General features: G+C 72.7%; 15 protein-coding genes. 1 reads left to right on the plus strand and 14 read right to left on the minus strand.

All coding sequences use genetic code 11. From position 1 onward, the window contains the following. Positions 1–9: 9 nt before the first annotated feature. The 3 genes from AC54T2_RS00665 to AC54T2_RS00675 are packed head-to-tail and all read right to left on the minus strand — an operon-like array spanning position 10 to position 3,208. A complete protein-coding gene (locus AC54T2_RS00665; protein WP_186339047.1) occupies positions 10–942 on the minus strand; it encodes a glycosyltransferase family 2 protein in 933 nt (310 codons plus the stop codon). After that, on the minus strand, positions 929–2,332 hold the full coding sequence (locus tag AC54T2_RS00670; RefSeq protein ID WP_496665244.1) for an O-antigen ligase family protein: 1,404 nt from the start codon (positions 2,330–2,332) through the stop codon (positions 929–931). The genes AC54T2_RS00665 and AC54T2_RS00670 overlap by 14 nt, the downstream gene beginning before the upstream one ends. Before the next feature lie 3 nt (positions 2,333–2,335). Next, positions 2,336–3,208: a YveK family protein gene (locus tag AC54T2_RS00675; protein WP_496665245.1), complete on the minus strand. Its 873-nt coding sequence runs from the start codon at positions 3,206–3,208 to the stop codon at positions 2,336–2,338. Between the two features lie 175 nt (positions 3,209–3,383). On the opposite strand from AC54T2_RS00675, the gene AC54T2_RS00680 reads away from it, so the two are divergent. Continuing rightward, positions 3,384–4,508 (plus strand): glycosyltransferase, encoded by a 1,125-nt coding sequence (locus tag AC54T2_RS00680; RefSeq protein WP_496665246.1) that lies wholly within the window; start codon positions 3,384–3,386, stop codon positions 4,506–4,508. On the opposite strand, the gene AC54T2_RS00685 is transcribed toward AC54T2_RS00680, so the two are convergent. The 11 genes from AC54T2_RS00685 to AC54T2_RS00735 form a co-directional block, all read right to left on the minus strand. After that, complete coding sequence (locus AC54T2_RS00685; RefSeq protein WP_496665247.1) at positions 4,444–6,666, minus strand: glycosyltransferase family protein; 2,223 nt, start codon at positions 6,664–6,666, stop codon at positions 4,444–4,446. The genes AC54T2_RS00680 and AC54T2_RS00685 overlap by 65 nt on opposite strands. 29 nt (positions 6,667–6,695) lie before the next feature. Then, positions 6,696–8,180 carry an oligosaccharide flippase family protein gene (locus AC54T2_RS00690; protein ID WP_496665248.1) on the minus strand — a complete coding sequence of 495 codons (1,485 nt, stop codon included), beginning with the start codon at positions 8,178–8,180 and terminating at the stop codon, positions 6,696–6,698. Positions 8,181–8,287: 107 nt separating this feature from the next. Continuing rightward, positions 8,288–13,051 (minus strand): DUF4082 domain-containing protein, encoded by a 4,764-nt coding sequence (locus tag AC54T2_RS00695; protein ID WP_496665249.1) that lies wholly within the window; start codon positions 13,049–13,051, stop codon positions 8,288–8,290. A 108-nt stretch (positions 13,052–13,159) separates the two neighbouring features. Then, on the minus strand, positions 13,160–14,125 hold the full coding sequence (locus AC54T2_RS00700; RefSeq protein ID WP_496665250.1) for a glycosyltransferase: 966 nt from the start codon (positions 14,123–14,125) through the stop codon (positions 13,160–13,162). Further along, positions 14,122–15,240 (minus strand): DegT/DnrJ/EryC1/StrS family aminotransferase, encoded by a 1,119-nt coding sequence (locus AC54T2_RS00705; RefSeq protein WP_186339055.1) that lies wholly within the window; start codon positions 15,238–15,240, stop codon positions 14,122–14,124. Before AC54T2_RS00705 ends, AC54T2_RS00700 begins: the two co-directional genes overlap by 4 nt. Beyond that, the gene (locus AC54T2_RS00710; protein WP_496665251.1) at positions 15,237–15,911 is read right to left on the minus strand and encodes a NeuD/PglB/VioB family sugar acetyltransferase; all 675 of its coding nucleotides are present in this window, start codon (positions 15,909–15,911) and stop codon (positions 15,237–15,239) included. The genes AC54T2_RS00705 and AC54T2_RS00710 overlap by 4 nt, the downstream gene beginning before the upstream one ends. Continuing rightward, a complete protein-coding gene (locus AC54T2_RS00715; RefSeq protein ID WP_496665252.1) occupies positions 15,878–17,029 on the minus strand; it encodes a DegT/DnrJ/EryC1/StrS family aminotransferase in 1,152 nt (383 codons plus the stop codon). Before AC54T2_RS00715 ends, AC54T2_RS00710 begins: the two co-directional genes overlap by 34 nt. After that, entirely contained in the window at positions 17,026–18,033 is a 1,008-nt protein-coding gene (locus tag AC54T2_RS00720; protein WP_496665253.1) for an NAD-dependent epimerase/dehydratase family protein, read from the minus strand. Before AC54T2_RS00720 ends, AC54T2_RS00715 begins: the two co-directional genes overlap by 4 nt. Further along, positions 18,030–19,130: a Gfo/Idh/MocA family protein gene (locus AC54T2_RS00725; protein ID WP_496665254.1), complete on the minus strand. Its 1,101-nt coding sequence runs from the start codon at positions 19,128–19,130 to the stop codon at positions 18,030–18,032. Before AC54T2_RS00725 ends, AC54T2_RS00720 begins: the two co-directional genes overlap by 4 nt. Continuing rightward, positions 19,127–19,768, minus strand: a complete 642-nt coding sequence (locus tag AC54T2_RS00730) for an acyltransferase (RefSeq protein WP_186339059.1) — start codon at positions 19,766–19,768, stop codon at positions 19,127–19,129. Before AC54T2_RS00730 ends, AC54T2_RS00725 begins: the two co-directional genes overlap by 4 nt. Then, complete coding sequence (locus AC54T2_RS00735) at positions 19,765–20,607, minus strand: glycosyltransferase family 2 protein (RefSeq protein WP_206054422.1); 843 nt, start codon at positions 20,605–20,607, stop codon at positions 19,765–19,767. Before AC54T2_RS00735 ends, AC54T2_RS00730 begins: the two co-directional genes overlap by 4 nt. Between the last annotated feature and the right edge of the window lie 64 nt (positions 20,608–20,671).

Consider the following 20,671-nt stretch of genomic DNA (forward strand, 5'->3'; position numbering starts at 1 on the left):
TCGACGCGGTCACGCGCCCCACTCGGGTCCTCGGGCGGCCCGCAGGGTCGGCGGCGACAGCAAGGCGCGGACCGCCGCGCGCGACGTCTGCTTGCCGAGGACGCCCCGGCTGGTCTCCCGGGCGAGCAGCACCAGCCAGTAGGCGGCTGTGCGGACAGGGCCGTTGCGACGCGCGAAGAGCCGGAGCCGGTTGGCCACGAGCATCGACCACAGTCGTGGTGACGTCGTGGAGTCACCGCCGAGGTGGACCGCCGTCGCCGAGGGGACGTACCGGGTGAGATAACCGCGGTCTCGAGCCCGCAGGTGGTAGTCGGTCTCCTCGGAGTAGAGGAAGAAGCCTTCGTCCCACTCGCCACACGCCGCCCAGCACTCGGCACTGATCAGCTGGGTCGAGCCCTCGGCCCACTCGGTCGTCGCGGGACGGTCGTAGGCCGACGGGTCGGTCACCACCTCCCCGAGGGCACCCAGGCCACCGGCCCGGGTGGCCCCCAGCAGCGCGTCGGTCAGCGCCCGTGCGATGGTCGGCTCCCGGCGCATGGACGGGACCAGGCCCCCCTGCCCGTCGAGGAGCCGCGGCACCGCGACGCCCGTGCCGGGCAGCGCCAGCGCTTCCAGCAGGGCCGGCACGCACCCCGGCATGAGGCGTACGTCGGGGTTGAGCACGAGGACGGCGCGACCGACCCCGGTGGCGGCCACGGCCGCGTTGATCCCGGCGGCGTAGCCGGCGTTGCGCCCCACGGGCACGAGCACCGCGGCGGGCGCCAGCTCGCGCACGACCTCCAGTGAGCCGTCGTGGGAGTCGTTGTCGGCCACGGCCAGACGCCAGGGCACGTCGCCCATGCCCGTCGGCAACGACGCCAGGAGGTCGGCCACCAGGCTCGCGCTGTTGTAGGTGACGACGACGACGACGACCTCGTCATCGATCGGGTCACCGGCCGTCATGGGCAGCCGTCCGTTGCTGGCGGCTGAGCCGCCACGCGGCGGCCGACAGGCCGAGCAGCAGGAACAGGGCGCCTGCCGTCATGGAGAAGACGAGGGCATCGAAGGTGCCGAGGGCGACGAACAGGCCCAGCAGGGACGCCGACAGGCACAGCCCGAGGTGTCGCGAGCGTTCGTCGGGCGCGCGCGAGCGCGCCGCGCGAGCCGAGAGGAAGCCGGTCACGAAGAGCACGATCGTGCAGAGGAGTCCCACGATCCCCAGCTCGAGGAGCAGGAGCAGGTACATGTTGTCGAGGATCCTGTAGAACTGCGGCACGAACGTGAAGAAGCCGCGACCGAGAACCGGGCCCTGGCTCCAGAGGAGGGACACCGCGTCGTAGTCGGTGGTCCGTCCAGAGATGCTCGGGTCGTTGCCGAGGTTGGCGAAGAGGGCGTAGATGGTGCCCAGCAGTCCTGGGAAGGCCCCACGCATGGCCACGATCGCGAACGGGAGCAGCACCAGTGCGCGGATCCTCCACTTGTTGGGCCAGCCGACCAGGATCACGACGAGCGCCACGATCGTGGACACGACCGCCGATCGGGACACCGACAGTCCCGCGCTCACCGCGATCAGGATGGTCGGCGTCAGGGCCCAACGATTGCCCCACTCGTACACGGTGCGGTGCAGCGACAGCGGCAGCAGGGCGGCCATGATCACCCCGAACTCGATCGGGTGCGCGGCCGTCGCGGACACCCGGTTGACCACCGACCGGGAGGCCACGCTGCCGAACTCGGAGTTCGCACTGAGCCCGGGGATGACGTAGAGCGAGGTGATGCTGAAACCCGTGAGGTACTGGACCAGACCCAGCACGGCCATGAAGGCGCCCAGCGCCGCGAGCCAGGTGATCACCCGCTCGAGCTCCTGCCAGGTCCTCAGGCCCTCTGCGGCGAGGAGCGTGATCCCCACCCAGGCGAACACCGCGACCAGCCCGCGGTCGGCAGCGCTCACCTGGACGTCCGCGAGCTCGGTGACCGAGGGGACCATGAGCGTCCAGTCGCTGATGCCCCGGCGAAGGTGGCCCGGCGAGTACCACCCATGGGCCATGGCAGAGGCGTAGCTCATCAGCACGGTGCCGGCGAACGCACCGACGACCACCCGGTACCAGGTGAGTCCGCTGACGTGATTCTGTCCCCCCAGGGTCGCCAGCACCCACCACAACAGGATGCCCAGACCCCAGATGTTCGCCGGAGTCCCGGGCGATCCCAGGGGGGCGAAGATCAGCACGGACGGCAGCCCCAGCAGGAGCACGACGTACGCGCACAGGAAGTGGACTGCCGGGAGCGTGCGGCGAGCCCCCGTCACATCAGCAACGACGGGATCCGTGCCGACGAGCAGGTGCGGTCGGGTCGCCACGCGTCACCGTCCGCCCCTCGGCCGCGTCTGCTTCTTGCCACGCCCCGACCTCCCGGGCCGCGACGGCGGGTGAGCGGTGCCGGTGGCGTCGGCAGGATCGGGAATGGTGGCAGGTGGGTGCTCCACCGCCTCGGGTGCCGGGTCGTCGACCGGATGGTGCTGCACCGCGTCGTCGGCACCGTCCTCGTCCACCACCGCGGCCGTCCGGATCGGATCATCGTCGGGACCGCTCGGCCCGGAGCCGGGCTCGTGCTCGGCACGCGCCGCGCGACGCTGTCGCCGGGTCAGGAGACGATCGATCACGAACACGGCCACCAGAAGGAGGACCAAGCCGCCAGCGGCGGCTCCCGCCATCGCACGGAGCCGGCTCCCCGACAGCACCTCTGCGGTCGTCGTGACGCTGGTCTTGTTGGTCCTCATCAGCTGCGAACGCGGTGCGTCCACACTGACCTGGATGTCGACCAGCCTCTTGTCGATCCAGCTCATCACCGCGTCACGGGTCGCCACGGCGACGGCGGAGTCGGTGTCGGTCGAGGTGATCGTGAGCAGGGGTCCGGTGTCGGGGACGAGCGCCACGGAGTAGACGGCGTCGTATCCCTCGGCTGCGAGCGACGCGGCGACATCGTCGGAGACCGCTTCCGAGCCGATCAGCGAGGCGGTCGTCGTCAGGCCCGCCGGCAGGTTCAGGTAGGGGTTGACCCTCGTGTTGTCCCCCGGCGCGTCAGGCGGGAGGAGGAAGAGCATCAACCCGGAGGCCTGGTGCTGGACCGGGACCAGCGAGCGGACCACCATCACACCCGCCGCGACCAGCCCGAGCCCGATGAGGACGATCCACCATCGACGCCGCAACACCATCAGACCGTCAATGAAGTCCATACGAGCCGCTCTCCTCGGGGCGTGAACAATTCGATGCTAACGACGAGTGGCCCTCGGGTCGGCGCATTCGCCCCGACTCGGCAGATGCCGCCACTATCCTGCGGAGGGCCAGGTCCGCAGCTAGCGATCGCGAGCCAACACCGTGACCCCACCGCAACGTGCTCACCCCACTGAGGTGACCCTTGCGCTCGCCTACCACACGTGGGCGGACGGCCTGACCCGGCAGTTCGCCTGGTCCCCGGACCGCCTCGCGGTGCATCTCCTCGACGACACCTCGCTGGACAGCGTCGTCGTGGCCAACCCGCTGCGTAGCCATCTCGAGCGGCTTCGTGGCCGCGGGCAGGCGGCGGAGCTCCTCCCCGACCGACCCAGACGCCATCTGGTCCAGCCTCGGAGGTGGCGGCGTCAGGACTCCCCGTCCGTCGAGTCGTCGCTCGCGACCTACCGTCGTCTCGACCACTGGCTCGCCGCGGCGAGCCGGCGCCTGGGGCAGGAGCGTCCCGTGCTGGTGAGCTGCCACCCGCTGCTCGCGGCGGTCGCGGACGACCGGCACTGGAGCGACGTCGTCTACTACGGCTGGGACGACTGGCTGACCTACCCGAACCACGCGCACCTGACCGACCTCGTCGCCCACGGCTACGAGCTGATGGCCGAGCGGGAGGTCAACGTCATCGGCGTCACGCGCGCCATCGTGGACCGAGTCGGGTCGCCCCGTGGCAGCGTCGTGCCCAACGGCATCAACGGCATGGACCACGAGCCGGGGGGCGCTGCCGTTCCTGGCTGGTTCGAGGAGCTGGACGGACCCGTCGCCCTGTATGTCGGAGCGCTGCAGGAGCGGGTCGACGTCGAGGCCGTGCGCCGCCTGGCCCTCGACCTCCCCGACTGGCAGGTCGTGCTGGTCGGCCCGCTCCAGGACCCGCCGCGCTTCGCCCGTCTCGCCGAGGTGCCCAACGTGCACGTGATGCCGCCTGAGCCGCGCCCGGTCGTCCTCGAGCTGATGGCGCGGGCCACGGTCTGCCTCATCCCCCACCGGCGTACGCCGATGTCGGAGGCCATGAGCCCACTGAAGCTCTACGAGTACCTGGCCTCCGGAGCGCGGGTCGTCGCCACCGACCTCGAGCCGATGCGTGGCGTCTCCGATCGGTGCCTCCTGGTCGAGGAGGGCACGCCGCTGGCCCCGGCGGTGCTCACCGCGTGTGAGATGCCTCGCCCCTCCGCGGAGGAGCTCGCCGCCTTCAGGTCCGCGCATGACTGGTCCAGCCGCTACCGGGACTGGCGGATCGCGGCTTTCGGTCGCTGACCCCCAACTGGTGGCGGAAGATGTAGTAGCCGCCACGGTCGCGGGACGCAGCGATGAGCTCGAACCGACCGCTCCACGTGAGCTGCTCGGCCAGGCGGGTGACGGGGCTGCGCAACGCGTCCTCGAGGATCACGATGCGCGCCCGGTGGGCAGCGTCGCCCACGGCCGGGGTGATCACCGCGTGCCGGCCCACGTGCACGAGGGTCCGCTGGTCGGCAGCGTCGGGGCCGGTGCCGGTCGGCTCGTCCCGGCTGGCGGCCACGTCGGCGACCCGCGGCAGGCGGGGGTTGCGCGCCGCTGCCAGCCGCATGGACCGTTCCCGCAGGCTCAGGCGGGAGGCGCCGAAGACGAGCACCGTGTCGAGCGCCTCGCGCTCCACCACATCGGTCAGCGACTCCAGCCAGTCGTGCCCGACCCGACGTCGGGCGCTCTCGCGCACCCGCTCGGTCGCCTGCGCCGCGACGCCTCGCAGGCCCGTGGCGGCGCGACGCACCGCGGCCCCGACCGTGCCGGCCACCGACGCCGGCACGGCGGTCGACGGTCGGCGCACGGGGGCCGGGGCGAGCGGGGCGACGCCCACCGTCCGCTGGGGTGTCGCGCCCCGTCGCGGCTCCAGGTCCCTCGCGAGGGCGGCGACCTCGGCCGCGGCCTCGGCCTGGTCGTTCGCCCGGAGCATCGTGGCGAGGCGGTCGAGCCAGTGCGTCCACGAGAGCGGAGGCAGCGGGTTGGGAGACGGACGACCGATGGGCGCGGGGGGCACCGCCATGCCGGTGAGGTCCGCGACGACGGCGCGGGTCCGGTCGAGCTCGGTGTGGCCCAGGCCCGGGTGCTCCGCCGCCGCCACCCGAGCGCCCGCGAGGTCGCCGAGGCACAGGCGGGCCCAGATGAGCACCGCCCACTGGACCGGGTCGGGGCTGGTGGGCTCGTAGAGCCCGTCGACCCGCTCGAGCAGCTGCGTGACCGATGACAGCGCATCGGCGGCCCGGCCGTCGAGCAGCTGGGCCGTGGCCGTGCCGACGACCGCCTCGGGGACGTACTGGAAGCTGGCGGCGCCGGTGAACGCGCGCTCGGCCTCCTGGTAGCGCCTCCGCTCGACCGCAGCCCAGCCCTGGCGCAGGTAGACGCGGTCCTCGGCCGTCGACCCCGGAGCCGTGGACATGCCCGTCGAGGGGTTCGAGGAGGCCGACCGCACCGGCGCGAAGGGGTGGTCCTGGACCAGCGCGGCGGTCGAGCCGGTGCTCGTGGCCAGGTCGTACCAGTCGCGAAGCTGCCGACGCTGGTCGGCGGTGTGCCGCTCGAGGACGAGACGCCGCCCGGCGACCGTCACCGCGGCCAGCTCGTCGGGGTGGGTGACGAGGTGGTGCACCTTGTCGAGCACGTCGTCCTCGTCGGCCAGGACGCAGTTGACCATGTCGACGTAGCCCGCCGCGTGCATGGCGGGGGTGTCCTGGGCGATCAGGCAGGTGGCCGAGGCAGGGATCTCGAGGTGCTTGCGCACGAAGTCCTGCGTGAAGTTGCCGCAGCTCGGGGCGAACGAGGCGGAGTTGATCAGGCGCGAGTACGCCTCGCCCACCGGCATCGACCGCGTGCCGGCCGAGTCGGTCCACCCGAAGTGCGGCGTGGAGAGGACGGGGTAGTGCTGGGCGAGCACCTTGTTGACGCGGTTGCGCCACGGGTAGTGCCGCGCCTGGCTCCCGGTGAGCAGCACCGGCACGACCTTGGGCAGGCCGTGGTCGCGGTGGACCTGCGGGTCGACCCAGTTGGGCCAGTAGAAGAGCCGATCGGCGATCTCGGGGGTGTAGGCGCCCATCGCCACCGAGACGGTGAAGTAGGTCTCCACGCCCCAGTCGGCCATGTCGGCGAGGAACACTCCCCGCACCGGGTCGAACGCGTCCGAGTTGAGGAAGCCGATCCGCGGAACGTCTGCGTGGGTGTCGAGGCGGGTCAGCCGGCGCGGTCCGACGTAGACGCCGGACTCGAAGAGGACGAGGTCGGGCCGGTGCTGGTCGCACAGGGCGTCGAAGTCGCCGTCCTGGTCGACCAGGGTCACGTCGAAGTGCAACGAGAGGCCGCGGATCTGCTCGGCGAGCTGGTCGTGGACGAACGGCGCCAGCCCCGGGCGGACCCAGCGGAAGAAGAGCAGACGCGGCTTCGCCACGGGCACCGTGGTGGCTCGAGGTCCGGCGTTCACGCGCCCCCTCCGCCGCGTCCGGACCGGGCGAGGTCGAGGAGCGCACGGCCCGCGACCGCGGTGTAGACCGCGCCGCCGGCCGCGGCACCGACCAGCAGCTGCCCGTGGGGGCTCTCGACCGTGCGCATGGCGAGGGCGGCGGCGACCGCCGCCAGTCCTGCGCAGGCCAGCGGCAGGACGATCGCGCGGCCCAGGATGCCGGCCAGCCCGTCGACGAGCGGCGACACCGCGAGCCCGTAGGCGGGCAGCACGACGAGGAGCACGACGGCCACGTGGGCCCAGGCGACGCCATGGAGCCCGTCCATCCGCGCCCCGATCGCCATCGCGGGGAACAGGGCAACGAGCCAGGCCACCTGGATCACCAGCGCCCGCGACGTGCGCCCGGCACCGACGAGCAGGTTGGAGAGCAGGGAGACGAGGGCGAAGCAGCCGCCGTAGACCGCGAGGATCTCCAGCACCGGCGCCGCTTCGTCCCACGTCGCGCCGTAGAGCACCCGGATGAGCGGCTCGGCGAGCACGTAGGTCATCGCGGCGATGACGAAGGCGACCAGGCAGACCGCCCGGGTGGAGCGGCCGAGCGCGGAGGAGAGCTGCTGGCGGTCGCCCCACACCCGCGAGAAGCCGGGCATCGCGACGCCGTTGATCGCACCGCTGAGGACGGCGGTCGCCCAGGAGGACACGTTGAACGCGAGCATGTAGACGCCGAGGAAGGCAGCGCCGAACTGGTGTCCGACCAAGGCGTAGTCGGCGTTGACGAGGGCGTAGTTGACCAGGTTGGCACCCGCGAGCGGGAGCCCGAAGGCGAAGACGTGGCGCAGGTGGCGCGAGGTGATCCGCGGTCGGTAGACCCGGGCCACCGCGACCAGGATGAAGGCCCCCTGGAAGACGATGGCCGCGACCCGCGACCAGGCGAACGCCATCGCGCCGGCACCCTGCGTGGCAAGGACGACGAGCAGGATGCTCGAGGGGACGAAGCCCGCGACGGTCGCGGCGAAGAGCCGGCCCTGCTGGAACTCGCGCGCGAGCAGGGCCGTGGGCACGGCGATCACGCCGCCGACGACGAGGACGAGGGACATCACCCGGATCTCCTCGACCGCGGTGGGCGCCCCGAACATGTCCGCCAGCCGCGGCGCGGAGAGGCTGACCAGGACCGCCAGGACGACACCGCTGAGGATGGCGATCGCGGTGACGGTCGGACCCACCTCGTCGGGGTCGACGTCGCCGCGCACGAGGTAGGCCGCGACTCCCCAGTCGGCGAAGCCGCTCACGACCACCGACACCGTCAGCGCCGCGGCGAACACCCCGAACTGCTCAGGTGAGACGAGGCGGACCACGACCACCATCACTGCGATGTTGGCGAAGCGGATCGTCAGGTTGTTGACGACTCCCCACGCCGCGCCCGACCGCACGCGCGCCTCGAGGCCGCGCCCCGACTCCGGAGCGCGCCCGTCGAGGACCTGCCGTCCCCGAGTCCTGCTCACAGTGTCCCCACTCACGTCACGTCTTCCCCCTGCGTCGGCCAAAGCCGCCGGTCCCCCTGGTCCCCTGCATGCCCGGCCCGCACCCGGGCCGTCCGCGCGGTCTCGCCCTACGGCACCGCGTACTCGAACTCCAGGTCGACGAAGTAGTTGGTGGCGTTCCACGACGACACCGGGAACCCACCTCCCCATCCGTACACGTAGCGCCCGTTCTGGGTCGTCGCCGCGGTCAGCGGCCCGGAGGTGACGGCACTGGCGAAGAAGGCTCCGGTGTAGGAGAAGTTGCCGTTGGGTGCGTAGTAGGAGACGACGTAGGTCTCTCCCGGCGTCAGCGCCAGCGGCGTCGCCAGGGCGGCGGTCTGCCAGCCGCTGGCGGTCTCGTTGGTGAACGTCACCGTCGCGAGGCGAGTGCCCGCGGCGTTCCAGATCGACCCGGTGTGGGTCCCGGTGTTGCCGGGTCCCTTGTAGAACCTGATCGCCGTGGCCGTCCCGGCCTTGCTGGTCGTGAACGCCATGCCCAGCTCGATGTCGCTCGACTCGCCCGACGACAGGGTGGCGGGCGTCGCGGGGCCGATCAGGCTGGCCACCGCGGTGGCCGACGCCTTCGTCGTGAACGACCACGTCTGGTCGGCCAGGACCGCACCACGGGTCGAGACCACCCCGGAGACCGTCGCGGTCAAGGTCCTGCCCGGCGGTAGTCCCCCGCTGGGCACGAACGTCAGCGACCTGCCGTCGCCCGACAGCGTGGCGGTGCCCGGCACGGTCGTCGCGCCGTCCTTGACCGTGAAGGACCAGCCAGGCGACACCTGGGCCGAGAACGTCATGCTCGGCGACACCGAGGTGGCGACCTCGGTCGCCCCGGAGGACGGCGATCGGCCGGTCGTGGTGATCGTCGGGACGCCCCGCCGGTAGACCACGTCCACGAAGTAGTTGGTGGCGTTGTAGCTGTAGGCCGGGTAGCCGCCGCCGTAGACGTAGCGACCGTTGTTGGCCGCCGGCGCAGTGACGTCACCCTCGACCCACGCGGTGGCGAAGAACTGCGGCGACATGGAGTAGCGACCCTGCGGCGCGAGGTAGGAGACGACGTACTCCTGGCCCTCGGTCACGTTGAGGGGCGTCGCCAGCGTGGCCGTCTGCCACCCGGTCGCCGTCTCGTTGGTGAACGTCACCGTCGCGAGCCGCGTGCCGGTGGCGCTCCAGATCGAGCCGGTGTGCGTGCCGCCGTTGCCTGCTCCCTTGAAGAACCGGATGGCGGTCACCTTGCCGTCCGCGGCCGGGACGAACCGGGTGCCGACCTCGACCGTCGAGCTGTCGTCCGCGGCCTGCACCTGGGGCACGAGGTCCCCGAAGAGGCTCTGGGGGCGGGCCACGTCGTCGTCACCGGACGTGCGGAAGGTCCACTGCTGAGCCGGGAGCGTCGCGCCCTCGTCGGACACCACGCCGGTGAGGGACGCCGTGACGAGCACATCCTTCGGCAGCGGCTGGGTCGGTGTGAACGTCAGCTTGGTGCGGTCGGCGTTGGACGTGGTCGTGCCGGCGATCGTGCTGCCCGACTGGCTCAGCACGAAGGTGTAGCCGTTGGCGACCGCCGCGGACGTCCGGACCGAGACGACGCTCCCGCGGCTGACCCCCGTCGCTCCGTCGGCCGGGTCCTGCGACGTGACCGAGATCGACGGCTCGGGATAGGCGAAGACGGGATCCACGTAGTAGTTGTTCGACGAGCTCGACCCCGGGAAGCCGGTGCCGTAGGCGTAGGAACCCGACGTGCCGGTGACCGCAAGCGGTCCGCGGGAGTGGTTCTCGGCGAGGAAGCCGTTGGTCGTGTGGGAGAACAGGCCGGTCGGCGAGTGGTAGGACACGACGTACTCGGTCGACTGCGCGACCGGCACGGGCTGCGTGAACGTCAGCTCCTGCCAGCCGACCGTCGACTCACCGGCGAAGGTGCCCGACGCGAGCACCGCCCCGGCTGAGCTCCACAGCGTGCCGACGTGACTGCCGGTGTTGGCCTGCGACTTGTAGAAGCGGACGCCGGTGATCACGCCGTTCTGCGTGGTGGTGAAACGCGTGCCCACCGTGAGCGGCGACCCGTCGGTGGCCTGGAGCACCGTCGGCACCTCGGTCTCGTCGAAGAGCGTGCACGGGCAGACCCCCACCGCGGCCGCGGGCCTGGCGGTGCGGAACGACCAGGTCCTGCCGGCCGTCACCAGGCTGCCCTGGGTGTCGGCGCCGGAGACGGTGGCGGTGTAGCTCACGAAGCCGGCCAGCGGCTGGCTCGGCGTGAAGGTCACCGTGCGGGTCGAGGCGTCGTAGGTCGTGGCACCCGCGACGGTGGCGTTGTTGGAGTCCTTCAGCACCAGGCCGGCGCTGCCCGCGGTCAACGGCTTCGTGAAGCGTGCCGTCACCGTCGACGTGGTGGGCACGCTCGACGCGCCGGCCACCGGGAGCTGGTTGGTCGCCATCAGGGGCGACGCGTCCTCGGTGTTGAAGAGCACGTCCACGTAGTAGTTGCTGCCTCGGTAGGACTGGTTGGGGAAGGAGCCGGCGGGGCCGAACACGCCCGCCGACGCCGCGCCGAAGCCGCCCTCGACGAGCAGGGCCCCGGTGTCGAGCGGCGCGGCCGCGAAGGCGTCGGCCTGGACCGCGTAGTGCCCGTTGGGCACCGTGTAGGAGACGACGTAGGTCTGGCCGGCCGCGACTGCCACCGGCGCGGAGAAGCTCGCCTGCTGCCAGCCTGACGCCGTCTCACCGGTGAAGGTGACCGAGGCGAGCCGCTCACCCGTGGCGCCCCACAGGGACCCGACGTGTGTCCCGGTGTTGCCGGCACCCTTGTAGAAGCGCACGCCCGTGATGAAGCCGTCGCCCCCGGCGACGAAGCGCAGGCCGACCTCGGCCGACGAGGCGTCGTCGACCGCGGGCGTGTCGGGCATGGACTGACCGAAGACGCTGCACGGGCACTTGGCGGTGTAGGAGCGGGTGACGGCGGCGCCGATGTTGGCGCTGTCGTCCATCGCCCGCGCCCGCACGCTGACCGCGCCGACCCCGCGTTGCAGGGTCGTGTAGGACCAGGACGTCGTGCCCGTGGCGGCGTGCCAGGTCTCCCCGGCGTCGAGGGACACCTCCACGCCTGCGACCCGGCCCCCGACGTCGCCGGCGGTGCCGGTGATGGTCACCGACGCGCCGTTGTGCTGCTGGACGGTGGTGGCCGGAGCGGTGATCGCCACCGTGGGTGCCGTGGTGTCGGTGCTCCTGGTGGCGGGCACCAGCCCGGGGGCCAGGGTCGAGGGCTGGACGCCCATGTCGGCGAACAGGTTGACCTGGAACTGCCTCATCCGGGCGTCCTGCGGTCCCCCGACCCGGTCGTGGGTGTCGTCGAGCCCCCACGACCATTGGATCGTGCCGGCGCTGAACACGAGCGCGCCGCTGGGCGCCTTGTAGAGCGTGATGTGGTGCTCGGTCTTCCCGGGCGCCGTGGTGTTGCCGAAGTCCTGGAGGATCTGGGGCACGTCGCCGACCGTGGTCGACATCCGGATCAGTCCCGCGGGCCGGTGCCCGTTGTCGAGGTCCTCGTTGGACTCGTAGCCGATGGTCGCGTCGGACAGTGCGGCCCTGGTACCGGCCGGCAGTGTCGCCAGGGACGTGTTGCGCCACATGCGCAGCTTGCCCTCCTCCGAGCTCACCGTGATCGGGAGCTCGCTGAAGTTCGAGAGGTACGCCGTGCCGGTGAGCGCGTTCTCCGGCCGTCCACCGCCCTGGCTGCTCGGCGCGAGCCGGGGGTCGCGCCAGGTGCCGGTGGACTGGGGGGACGGATCGATCTTGGCGTTGGCCCAGGTCTCCTTGTAGGAGACGAGGGTGCGGTAGGGCGTGTGGCTGACGTCGGCGGACGGCGCGTAGCGGGTGCGCCAGTAGACCTCGTTGCCGCTGAGGAACTGCAGGTGGACACCGGCCGCACGCGCCGCTTCCACGTTGGCGCGCTGGGCGCCGCTCCAGTACTCGTCGTGACCCACGGACAGGAAGACCTCGTGGTTGGTGAGCAGGTGGCCCCTGCGGTCGGTGTCGACACCGGCGATGTAGCTGACGTCGTAGCCGTTCTGCTCCAGGAAGCGCACCATCGGGTACTCGTTGGAGAAGAAGAAGTCGCGCCCGCCGTTGTCGCCGCGCGTCATCATCGGGCGGTTGTAGGAGAGCTGGTACGCGCGACCGTTGGCGCCGCCCTGGTAGAAGTCCGAGCCGCCGTAGGTGTTGTAGGCCTGCCACGTCGGGTCGGAGGTCTGGAACACGACGTCGGAGGTGCTGGCGTCGTCTCGCACGATGAACGTGATGTGGCTGCGGTCGCCGTTGGAGCGCTTGAGCAGGGCGACGTAGACGCCGGACACGGCCGTCGACGGCACGTTCCACGACGCCGACACCGCCCAGTTGCCGCAGTCGTACAGCTCGGTGGTGCCGTCCTTGATGCAGTTGGGCTGGTCCTGGGGAAGGGACGCGCTGGGGCTGACCGAGGTGATGTAGCGAGCGCCGTAGCCCTGGTAGTAGCCGATCCGGTAGATCCCGATGGAGTAGGACGTCGCCGGCGTCTTGATCTTGAAGTCGATCCTCTGGCCGACGTTGACCGAGATGTCGGTCGAGAAGCCCTGGATGGAGTCCGAGCCGGCCCCGTCGATGTCCCAGACCTCGGCGTCGGTGCCCGTCTTGGCGTTCTCACAGGCGATCTTGTTGCCCGACGGGCCGCAGGGGTCCGCGGCACTGGCCGCCGACGGACCACCCAGCAGGGCCGGTCCCACCATCGCATTCAGTGCCGCGACCAGCGCGAGCACTGCCACCTTCCACGTCCACGCTCGCCCGAGACCCCACGTGCGATTCCCAGCAGTGCTGGCCATCTCTCCACCCTTCATGGCCCGCGACGCGGCGCCCCACGGTCAGATCCTGTCCACGCGGCACCCCGAGCGGGCAGCGGAGCGGTCGATATCCCCAATTTCACAGACGCGTCAGAGGCCGGCGGCGACCGCCTCCCGCGTCGCGCGGATGCGCAGCGGCGGCGGGTCGGGCACCTTGGTCACCGTGCGGCTGGCAGCCGCCACCAGGTCGCGCGCCTTGAGGCTGTCGGCATCGCGCGAGATGCACAGGTCGCGCAGGGCCAGCTCGAGCGCGATGGTCAGCTGGTGGTCGTCGACGTGCTCGCCGTGCATCGCGCGGCGGGGCACCAGCACCGGGCACCGGCCGTTCTCCAGCGCCATCAGCGCGATCCCGGTGCCGGCGTGCGCGACCACGACGTCGGCGGCGCGGATGGCGGCGGCCATCTCGGCCGACGGCACGCGTTCGCGCGCGTCGATCCCGAGACCGGTGACGTCGGTGCCCCCGGTCTGCCACAGCACCTCGGCGCCGGGCGGCACCAGGGCCACGAGCCGGTCGAGCAGCCGCCGGAAGCCGTAGCCCTCCTGCGTGCCGAGGCTGACCACCATCGAGCGCACCGCCCGCTCCTCGGTGGGCATGGTCTCGTAGAGCTCCCACGGCGAGGCGAGGTACTGCCAGTGGCCGCGGGTGAGCGAGGTCGACTGGCTGAAGGTCCTGATGCCGGGCACCAGCGCGAGCACTCGACCCGACACCGACGGCGCGTCCAGCCGGGTGGCGCTCTCGATGTAGACCGTCTCGATCCCGCGCAGCCGCGCCTGCGGCAGCAGGGCGAGGGCCAGCGCGGCGCCGGTGCTCACGACCAGCGACACGTCGTGGTCGCTGAAGAGCCGTCGGCACGCGACGGCGTTGCGCGCCAGCGCGCGGGTGTCGCGCGGCGGGCACGGCAGCGCCCAGTGGACCCGCTCCCCCGCGAGCAGCGACTCGGTCTGGGCCGTGCGGGGCGTCACCCACACCACGTCGTCGCCCACGCCGAGGCGCGGTCGCAGGGTGTGCAGCTGCATCACGTGCCCACCGTCGTTGGCGACGAGCAGGGTGGTCATCCGCGGATCCCGGCGACGGCGTCGGCCAGCACCGCGACGACCCGCTCCTGCTGGTCCTCGCTGAGGTGCGGGTGCATCGGCAGCGACAGGATCTCCCCCGCCGCCCGCTCCGCCACCCGCGCGGTCCCCGGGCCGAGGCCCAGGTGGGCGTAGGCGCCGGTCAGGTGCACGGGGTAGGGGTAGTGGACGCCCGCGCCGACGCCCGCCCGGCCGAGCTCGGCCAGCACCCGGTCGCGCTCGGCGACCCGCACGACGTAGAGGTGCCAGACGTGCTGGCCCTCCGCTCCGAGCAGCGGGCGGCGTACGCCGGGCACGTCGGCGAGGAGCGCGTCGTAGCGGGCGGCCGCCCGCACCCGGAGCTCGTTCCACTTCTCCAGCCGGTCGAGCTTGGCGCGCAGGTAGACCGCCTGCACCGTGTCGAGCCGGGAGTTCATGCCGATCACGTCGTGGACGTAGCGGGTCGAGGAGCCGTGGTTGCGCAGGCGGCGCACCTCCGCCGCGATCGTCGCGTCGTCGGTGGTCACCGCGCCGGCGTCGCCCGCAGCCCCGAGGTTCTTGCCGGGATAGAAGCTGGTGGCGGCGACCGTGCCGAGCCCGCCCGAGCCGCGCCCGTCGACCCGCGCGCCCTGGGACTGGGCGGCGTCCTCGACGAGGGGCACGCCGGCTGCGTCGCAGACCTCCGCCAGCCGCTGGATCGGCGCGAGCTGGCCGAAGAGGTGGACGGCCACCACGGCCTGCGTCCGGTCGGTGATCGCGTCCGCGACCAGGTCGGGGTCGATGAGCAGCCGCTCGTCGTCGCAGTCCACCAGGACGGGCAGCGCACCGATGCGCGAGACGGCCTCCGCGGTGGCGATGAACGTGTTGGCGGGGATGACCACCTCGCCGCCCGGACGCACACCGGCGGCACGGAGCGCGAGCTCGAGGGCGTCGGTGCCGTTGGCGACCCCGACGCAGTGGTCGACGCCGACGAACTCGGCGTACTGGTGCTCGAAGTCGGCGACGGGCGGGCCGTCGACGAAGGCGGTCGCGGCGAAGACGGCCGCGAGGCCCGCCTCCACCTCGGCGGCGATCTCCGCGTGCTGGGCGGCGAGGTCGACGAAGGGGACGTTGCTCATGTGCGGACTCCTGTCCGGATCGGTCGGGCGGGCACTCCCACCCAGGTCTGTCCTGCGGGGACGTCCTCGAGGACCACCGACCCCATCCCGACGGTCGCGTCGGCGCCGATGCGCACGCCTTCGCGCACGGAGGCGTTCATGCCGAGGTAGGACGCCTCGCCCACCTCGACGCCGCCGCCGAGGGACACCCCGGCGCACAGGGTGGCGTAGTCGGCCACGGTGCAGCCGTGGGTCAGCGTGACGTGCGGCATGAGGACGACGTGCTGGCCGACCTCGACGTCCGCGGTGAGCACCACGCCGTCGAGGGCGATCGTGCCGGCGCCGACGTGGCAGCTGCCGGGCAGCACCAGGCGCGGGTGGAGCAGGGTGCCGTAGCGGGCCGGGTCGAGACCGACCATGGCCAGGCGCGTGGCGATGCGGCGGCGCAGGCGGCCCTTGCCGAGCGCCAGGACCACCTCGTGGTCGACGAGCTCGGTGACCAGGTCGACCCCGCCCAGCACCGGCACCAGGCCGTGGAGGGTGCCCCACCTGAGCGGGTCGTCGTCGACGACGTGGAGCGGCCCGTCGTGCTGCAGGAGCACGGCGACCGCGGTCGCCTCGCGCGCCAGGCCGCTGGCGCCGACCAGCACCAGCCCGGTCACGGCCGCCGCGCCGTCCCGAGGGCGTCGCACACCCGCTGGTGCTCGGCGTCGCTCATCTGGTGGAACAACGGCAGCACCAGCGTGCGGTCGGTGAGGCGCTCGGTGACCGGCAGCGGCGCGTGCCCCCGCTCGCCGTGCGCGGGCTGGCGGTGGGCCGCCATGATGCCGCGGCGCGCCGAGATGCCGGCCGCGGCGAGGTGCTCCATCATCTGCTCGCGGTCCAGCGGGTGGTCGGGCAGGACCTCGAGCCAGCAGGACTGGAAGTTGGTGGTGCCCCATGCCGGGTCGCCCACGAGCCGCATCCCGGGCAGCACGGTGACCGCCTCGGCGTACCTCGCGGCGAGCTCGCGGCGCCGGGCCACCATCTCGGGGAGCCGGCGCAGCTGGACCAGCCCGACCGCGGCCTGGAGGTCGGTCATCCGGTAGTTGAAGCCGACCTCGTCGAAGCTCTCCGGAGGCGCCAGCACGCTGGCGTGGCGCTCGGCGGCGGAGACACTCATGGCGTGCTCGCGCAGGCGCCGGGCGCGGGCCGCCCAGTCGGCCCGGGAGGTGGTGAGCATCCCGCCCTCCCCCGTCGTGAGGAGCTTGCGCGGGTGGAACGACCAGGTCGCGAGCTCGGCGCCGGCGCCCACCGGTCGACCGTGGGCCGTGGACCCGGCCGCGCAGGCGGCGTCCTCGACGACCGTGATCCCGAGCGGGTCGCACCAGGCGCGGATGGCCAGGAGGTCGAGCGGCACGCCGCCCTGGTCCACGGCGATCACCGCGCGCGTGCGCGGGGTGACCGCCGTGGCGATCGTGGCGGGCGTCAGGTTGCCCGTGTCGGGGTCGACGTCGGCGAAGACCGGGGTGGCGCCGACGTAGGTCGGCGCGTTGGCGGTGGCGACGAAGGAGAACGACGGCACCACGACCTCGTCGCCGGGACCGACCCCGGCGACGACGAGCGCCAGGTGCAGGGCGGTCGTGCAGTTGCTCAGCGCCACGGCGTGCGCGACGCCCTGCGCCTCGGCGAACGCCGTCTCGAAGGCCGCGACGCGCGGGCCCTGGGCCACCCAGCCGGAGCGCAGCACCTCCGAGACGGCGGCCACCTCCTCCTCGCCGAGCCACGGCTGCATCACGTTGATGCGCGTGAGCTCCTGCTCGAGGCTCATCGGGCCACCGCCACGGAGCGTCCGGCGGCGATCTGCTCGCGCTGGGGACGCCACCACTCGACCAGCTGCCGCAGTCCGTCCTCGAGCCCGGTGGTGGCCGTGAAGCCGAGGTCGCGCCGGGCGGCGGAGGTGTCGGCGAGGCGGCGGACGACTCCGTTGACGCCCCGCTCCGGGCCGTGCTCGACGGGCAGCTCGGAGCCCATCACGCGCAGCAGCGTCTGCGCGAGCCCCAGCAGGCTGGTCTCCTCGCCGCGGGCGACGTTGTAGACGCCCTCGACGACGTCGGAGGACGCCGCCAGCACGTTGGCCCGGGCGATGTCGGTGGTGAAGACGAAGTCCATCGTCTGGCGACCGTCGCCGAAGATGAGCGGCGGGAGGCCGTCGTCGATGCGCTCCATCCACCGCACCAGCACCTCGGTGTAGAGGCCGTGGACGTCCATGCGCGGTCCGTAGACGTTGAAGTAGCGCAGCCCGACGTAGTCGAGCCCGTGCATCGCCCGGAAGCTGCGCAGCATGCCCTCGTTGAAGGTCTTGGCGGCACCGTAGAACGTGTCGTTGTCGTAGGGGTGCTGGTCCTCCGGCGTCGGGAAGCGCTCCGCGAGGCCGTAGACCGACGCCGACGACGCCGCGACGAGCTTGTCGACGCCCGGCACGGACGCCGCGGCCTCGACGACGTTGAAGGTGCCGTCGACCAGCACCTCCAGCGCCAGCCGCGGCTCCTCGGCGCACTGCGTGATCCGGATGGCGGCCTGGTGGAAGACCAGGTCGCAGCCGCTGGTCAGGTCGTGCACGAGGTCGCGGTCGCGGATGTCGCCGCGCACCAGCACCAGGTCGGCGTCGCCGCGCCCGAGGGCAGCCTGGAGGTTGGCCTCCCGGCCGCGGACGAAGTTGTCGAGCACCCGCACCTGGGCGACCCCCGCATCGAAGAGCTGGTCGACGAGCGTCGAGCCGATGGTGCCGGCGCCGCCGGTCACCAGCGCGGTCGCTCCTGCGAGGGCCGTCATCGCGCCGCCTCCAGCACGCTCAGGCGGGGCGCCGGTGGGCCCGGCGGGGCCGCCGACCCGGCGTCGTACGCCGTCCCGGACCGCTCGGCCAGCCGGTGCGAGGCCTGCTCGAGCACCTCGAGGACCCGCAGCCCGGCGCGGCCGTCGGTCACCGCCGGGCGGCCCTCGTGGATCGCGGTGGCGAACTCGGTCACCATCGCCCCGAGAGCCTCGCGCTCGGGCAGCGCCGGCGACCAGGTGTCGCCCAGCCGGTAGGACACGGTCGAGGCGGTGCGGTCGGCGCCGGCCACCGAGGTGCGGGCGAGGTCGACGCCGCGGTCGTAGATGCTGAGCCGCTGCTGGGGGTTGAGGTCGTCCCAGACCAGCGTGCGCCGCGACCCGCCGATCACCATCTGGCGGATCTTGGTGGGGCTGAGCCAGTTGACGTGCACGTGCGCGAGCCCGTCGTCGGGCAGCGGCAGCGTCAGGTGGCCGACACAGGCGCGGCCGGCGCCGATGGGGTCGGCTCCGGTCGCGCCGATGCCCGTCGTGGGCAGCCCTCCGGGCAGCACGAAGTCGAGGATGGCGAGGTCGTGCGGGGCCAGGTCCCACAGCACGTCGATGTCGGGCTGCACCAGCCCCAGGTTGATCCGCACCGAGTCGACGAAGTGCACCTGGCCGAGCTCGCCACTGCCGACGAGGTCGCGCATCCGCTGCACGGCCGGCGTGTAGCAGTAGGTGTGGTCGGTCATCAGGGTCAGGCCCTGGGCATCCGCCAGGTCGACCATGGTGCGGCCGCGCGAGACGCTGTCCGCGAGCGGCTTCTCCACGAGCACGTGCTTGCCCGCGCTGAGCGCCTGCAGCGCGAGCCCGTGGTGCGTACGGGCCGGGGTGGCGATCGCGACGGCGTGGATGCGCGGGTCGTCGAGCACCCGCTCCAGGCTGTCGGTGACCTCGACGTGCGGGCCGGCGACCCGGCGCGCCCGCTCGAGGTCGAGGTCGCAGACCGCCTCGAGGCTCCAGTCGGGGGACGCCCCGAAGTTGCGGACCAGGTTGGGGCCCCAGTAGCCGGCGCCGATGACGGCGATGCCCAGGGGGCCGGGTGTGCGGATGCTCATCGTGCTTCCTCCAGTCGGCCGTCGGCCTCCACGTAGACCTCTCCGGTGACCGGGCAGATCCACCGGTCGCGGTTGTCGAAGACCAGCGGGACGCCGCTGCGGCCCACCCATCCGATGCGTCGTGCGGGCATGCCCACCACGAGCCCGTGGTCGGGGACGTCGCGCGTCACGACCGCGCCGGCGCCGACGCTGGCCCACCGGCCGATCCGCACCGGGGCCACGCACACGGCGCGCGCCCCGACGGACGCGCCCTCGCCGATGGTGACCCCGACGGGCTCCCAGTCCTCGGCGCCCTTGCGCCGGCCGTCGGTCGTCACCGCGCGCGGGTAGGTGTCGTTGGTGAGCACCACCGCGGGGCCGATGAACACCCCGTCCCCGAGCACGGCCGGCTCGTAGACCAGGGCCTGGTTCTGCACCTTGCACCGCTCGCCGATCCGGGCGCCCGGGCCGACGTAGACGCCGCGGCCCAGGATCGTTCCGTCGCCGACCTGCGCCCCCTCTCGGACGACGGTCTGGTCCCACACCTGGGCGCCGCGACCGACGCGGGCGCCGTCCTCGACGGTCGCGGTGGGCGCGACGTGGGCGCGGTCGCGGGAGTGGGCGCGGGAGCGGGCACGCGCGCTGGACAGTGAGGTCATGTGCGGGAGCTCTCGTCTCGTTGCCAGGTGGTGAAGTCCCCGTCCCTCAGCGCCCGTCGGGCACCGAGCCGGGCGGCGACGTGGACGGCCACGAACACCGGGAGCCGGAGGGCGAGCCCCGGCCGCTCGGCGGCCAGGCCGAGCAGGGTGCGCGGGCTCGTGCGCGAGGCGGGACGGCGTACGCCGAGCTGCTCGGCCTGGGCGTTGCCCGTCGCGACCCGCACCCGACGGCGGACCAGGTCGCGCACGGTGCGAGGCGGGTGGACCACGGCGACGGCACCGGGCACGACGCGGCGCTCGTGGTCGCCGAACGAGTCGGACATGGCGAGGTCGTCGCCCATCATCCGCGGCAGCGCGCCCACGCGCGCCTGGGCCTCCTCGGAGAGCACCACGACCCCACGACCGAACAGGCCGGTCCGCACCTGCGGCAGCGCCTCCCACACGTCGTAGTACCACCGCACCCAGGGCGAGCAGCCCGTGCGCGGCACGGCGCGGCGCGGCGCAGTGGCCAGCACCTCGTCGCGGGCGATCGGCTCCAGGAGCCGGAGCGCCGCGACGCCGCCGAGCTCGATGTCGGCGTCGAGGTGGATGCGCGGGAAGACGTCGGTGGCGGCGTTGCCGACCCGGACGGCCTCGGCCTTGGACGGCTGCGCGATCTCGATCACGCGGGCCTGCGGGTCGGCCGCCCGGGCCACCTCGGCCGTGCGGTCGGTGCAGCCGTTGCAGACCACGACCACGTCGAGGTCGCCGCCGCGTGTCCCGCCGCGCAACGCGGCCAGGTTGCGGCCGATCGTCGCTGCCTCGTTGTGCGCCGGGATGACGACACTGGCCAGGGCCATTCCCACTCCCCCACGTCGCGTGCCGACCGATCGGCGGCACCCTCAGATCTTGGGCAAGGCGCTC

It is taken from the genome of Nocardioides sp. Z35_8 (genome assembly GCF_059621125.1).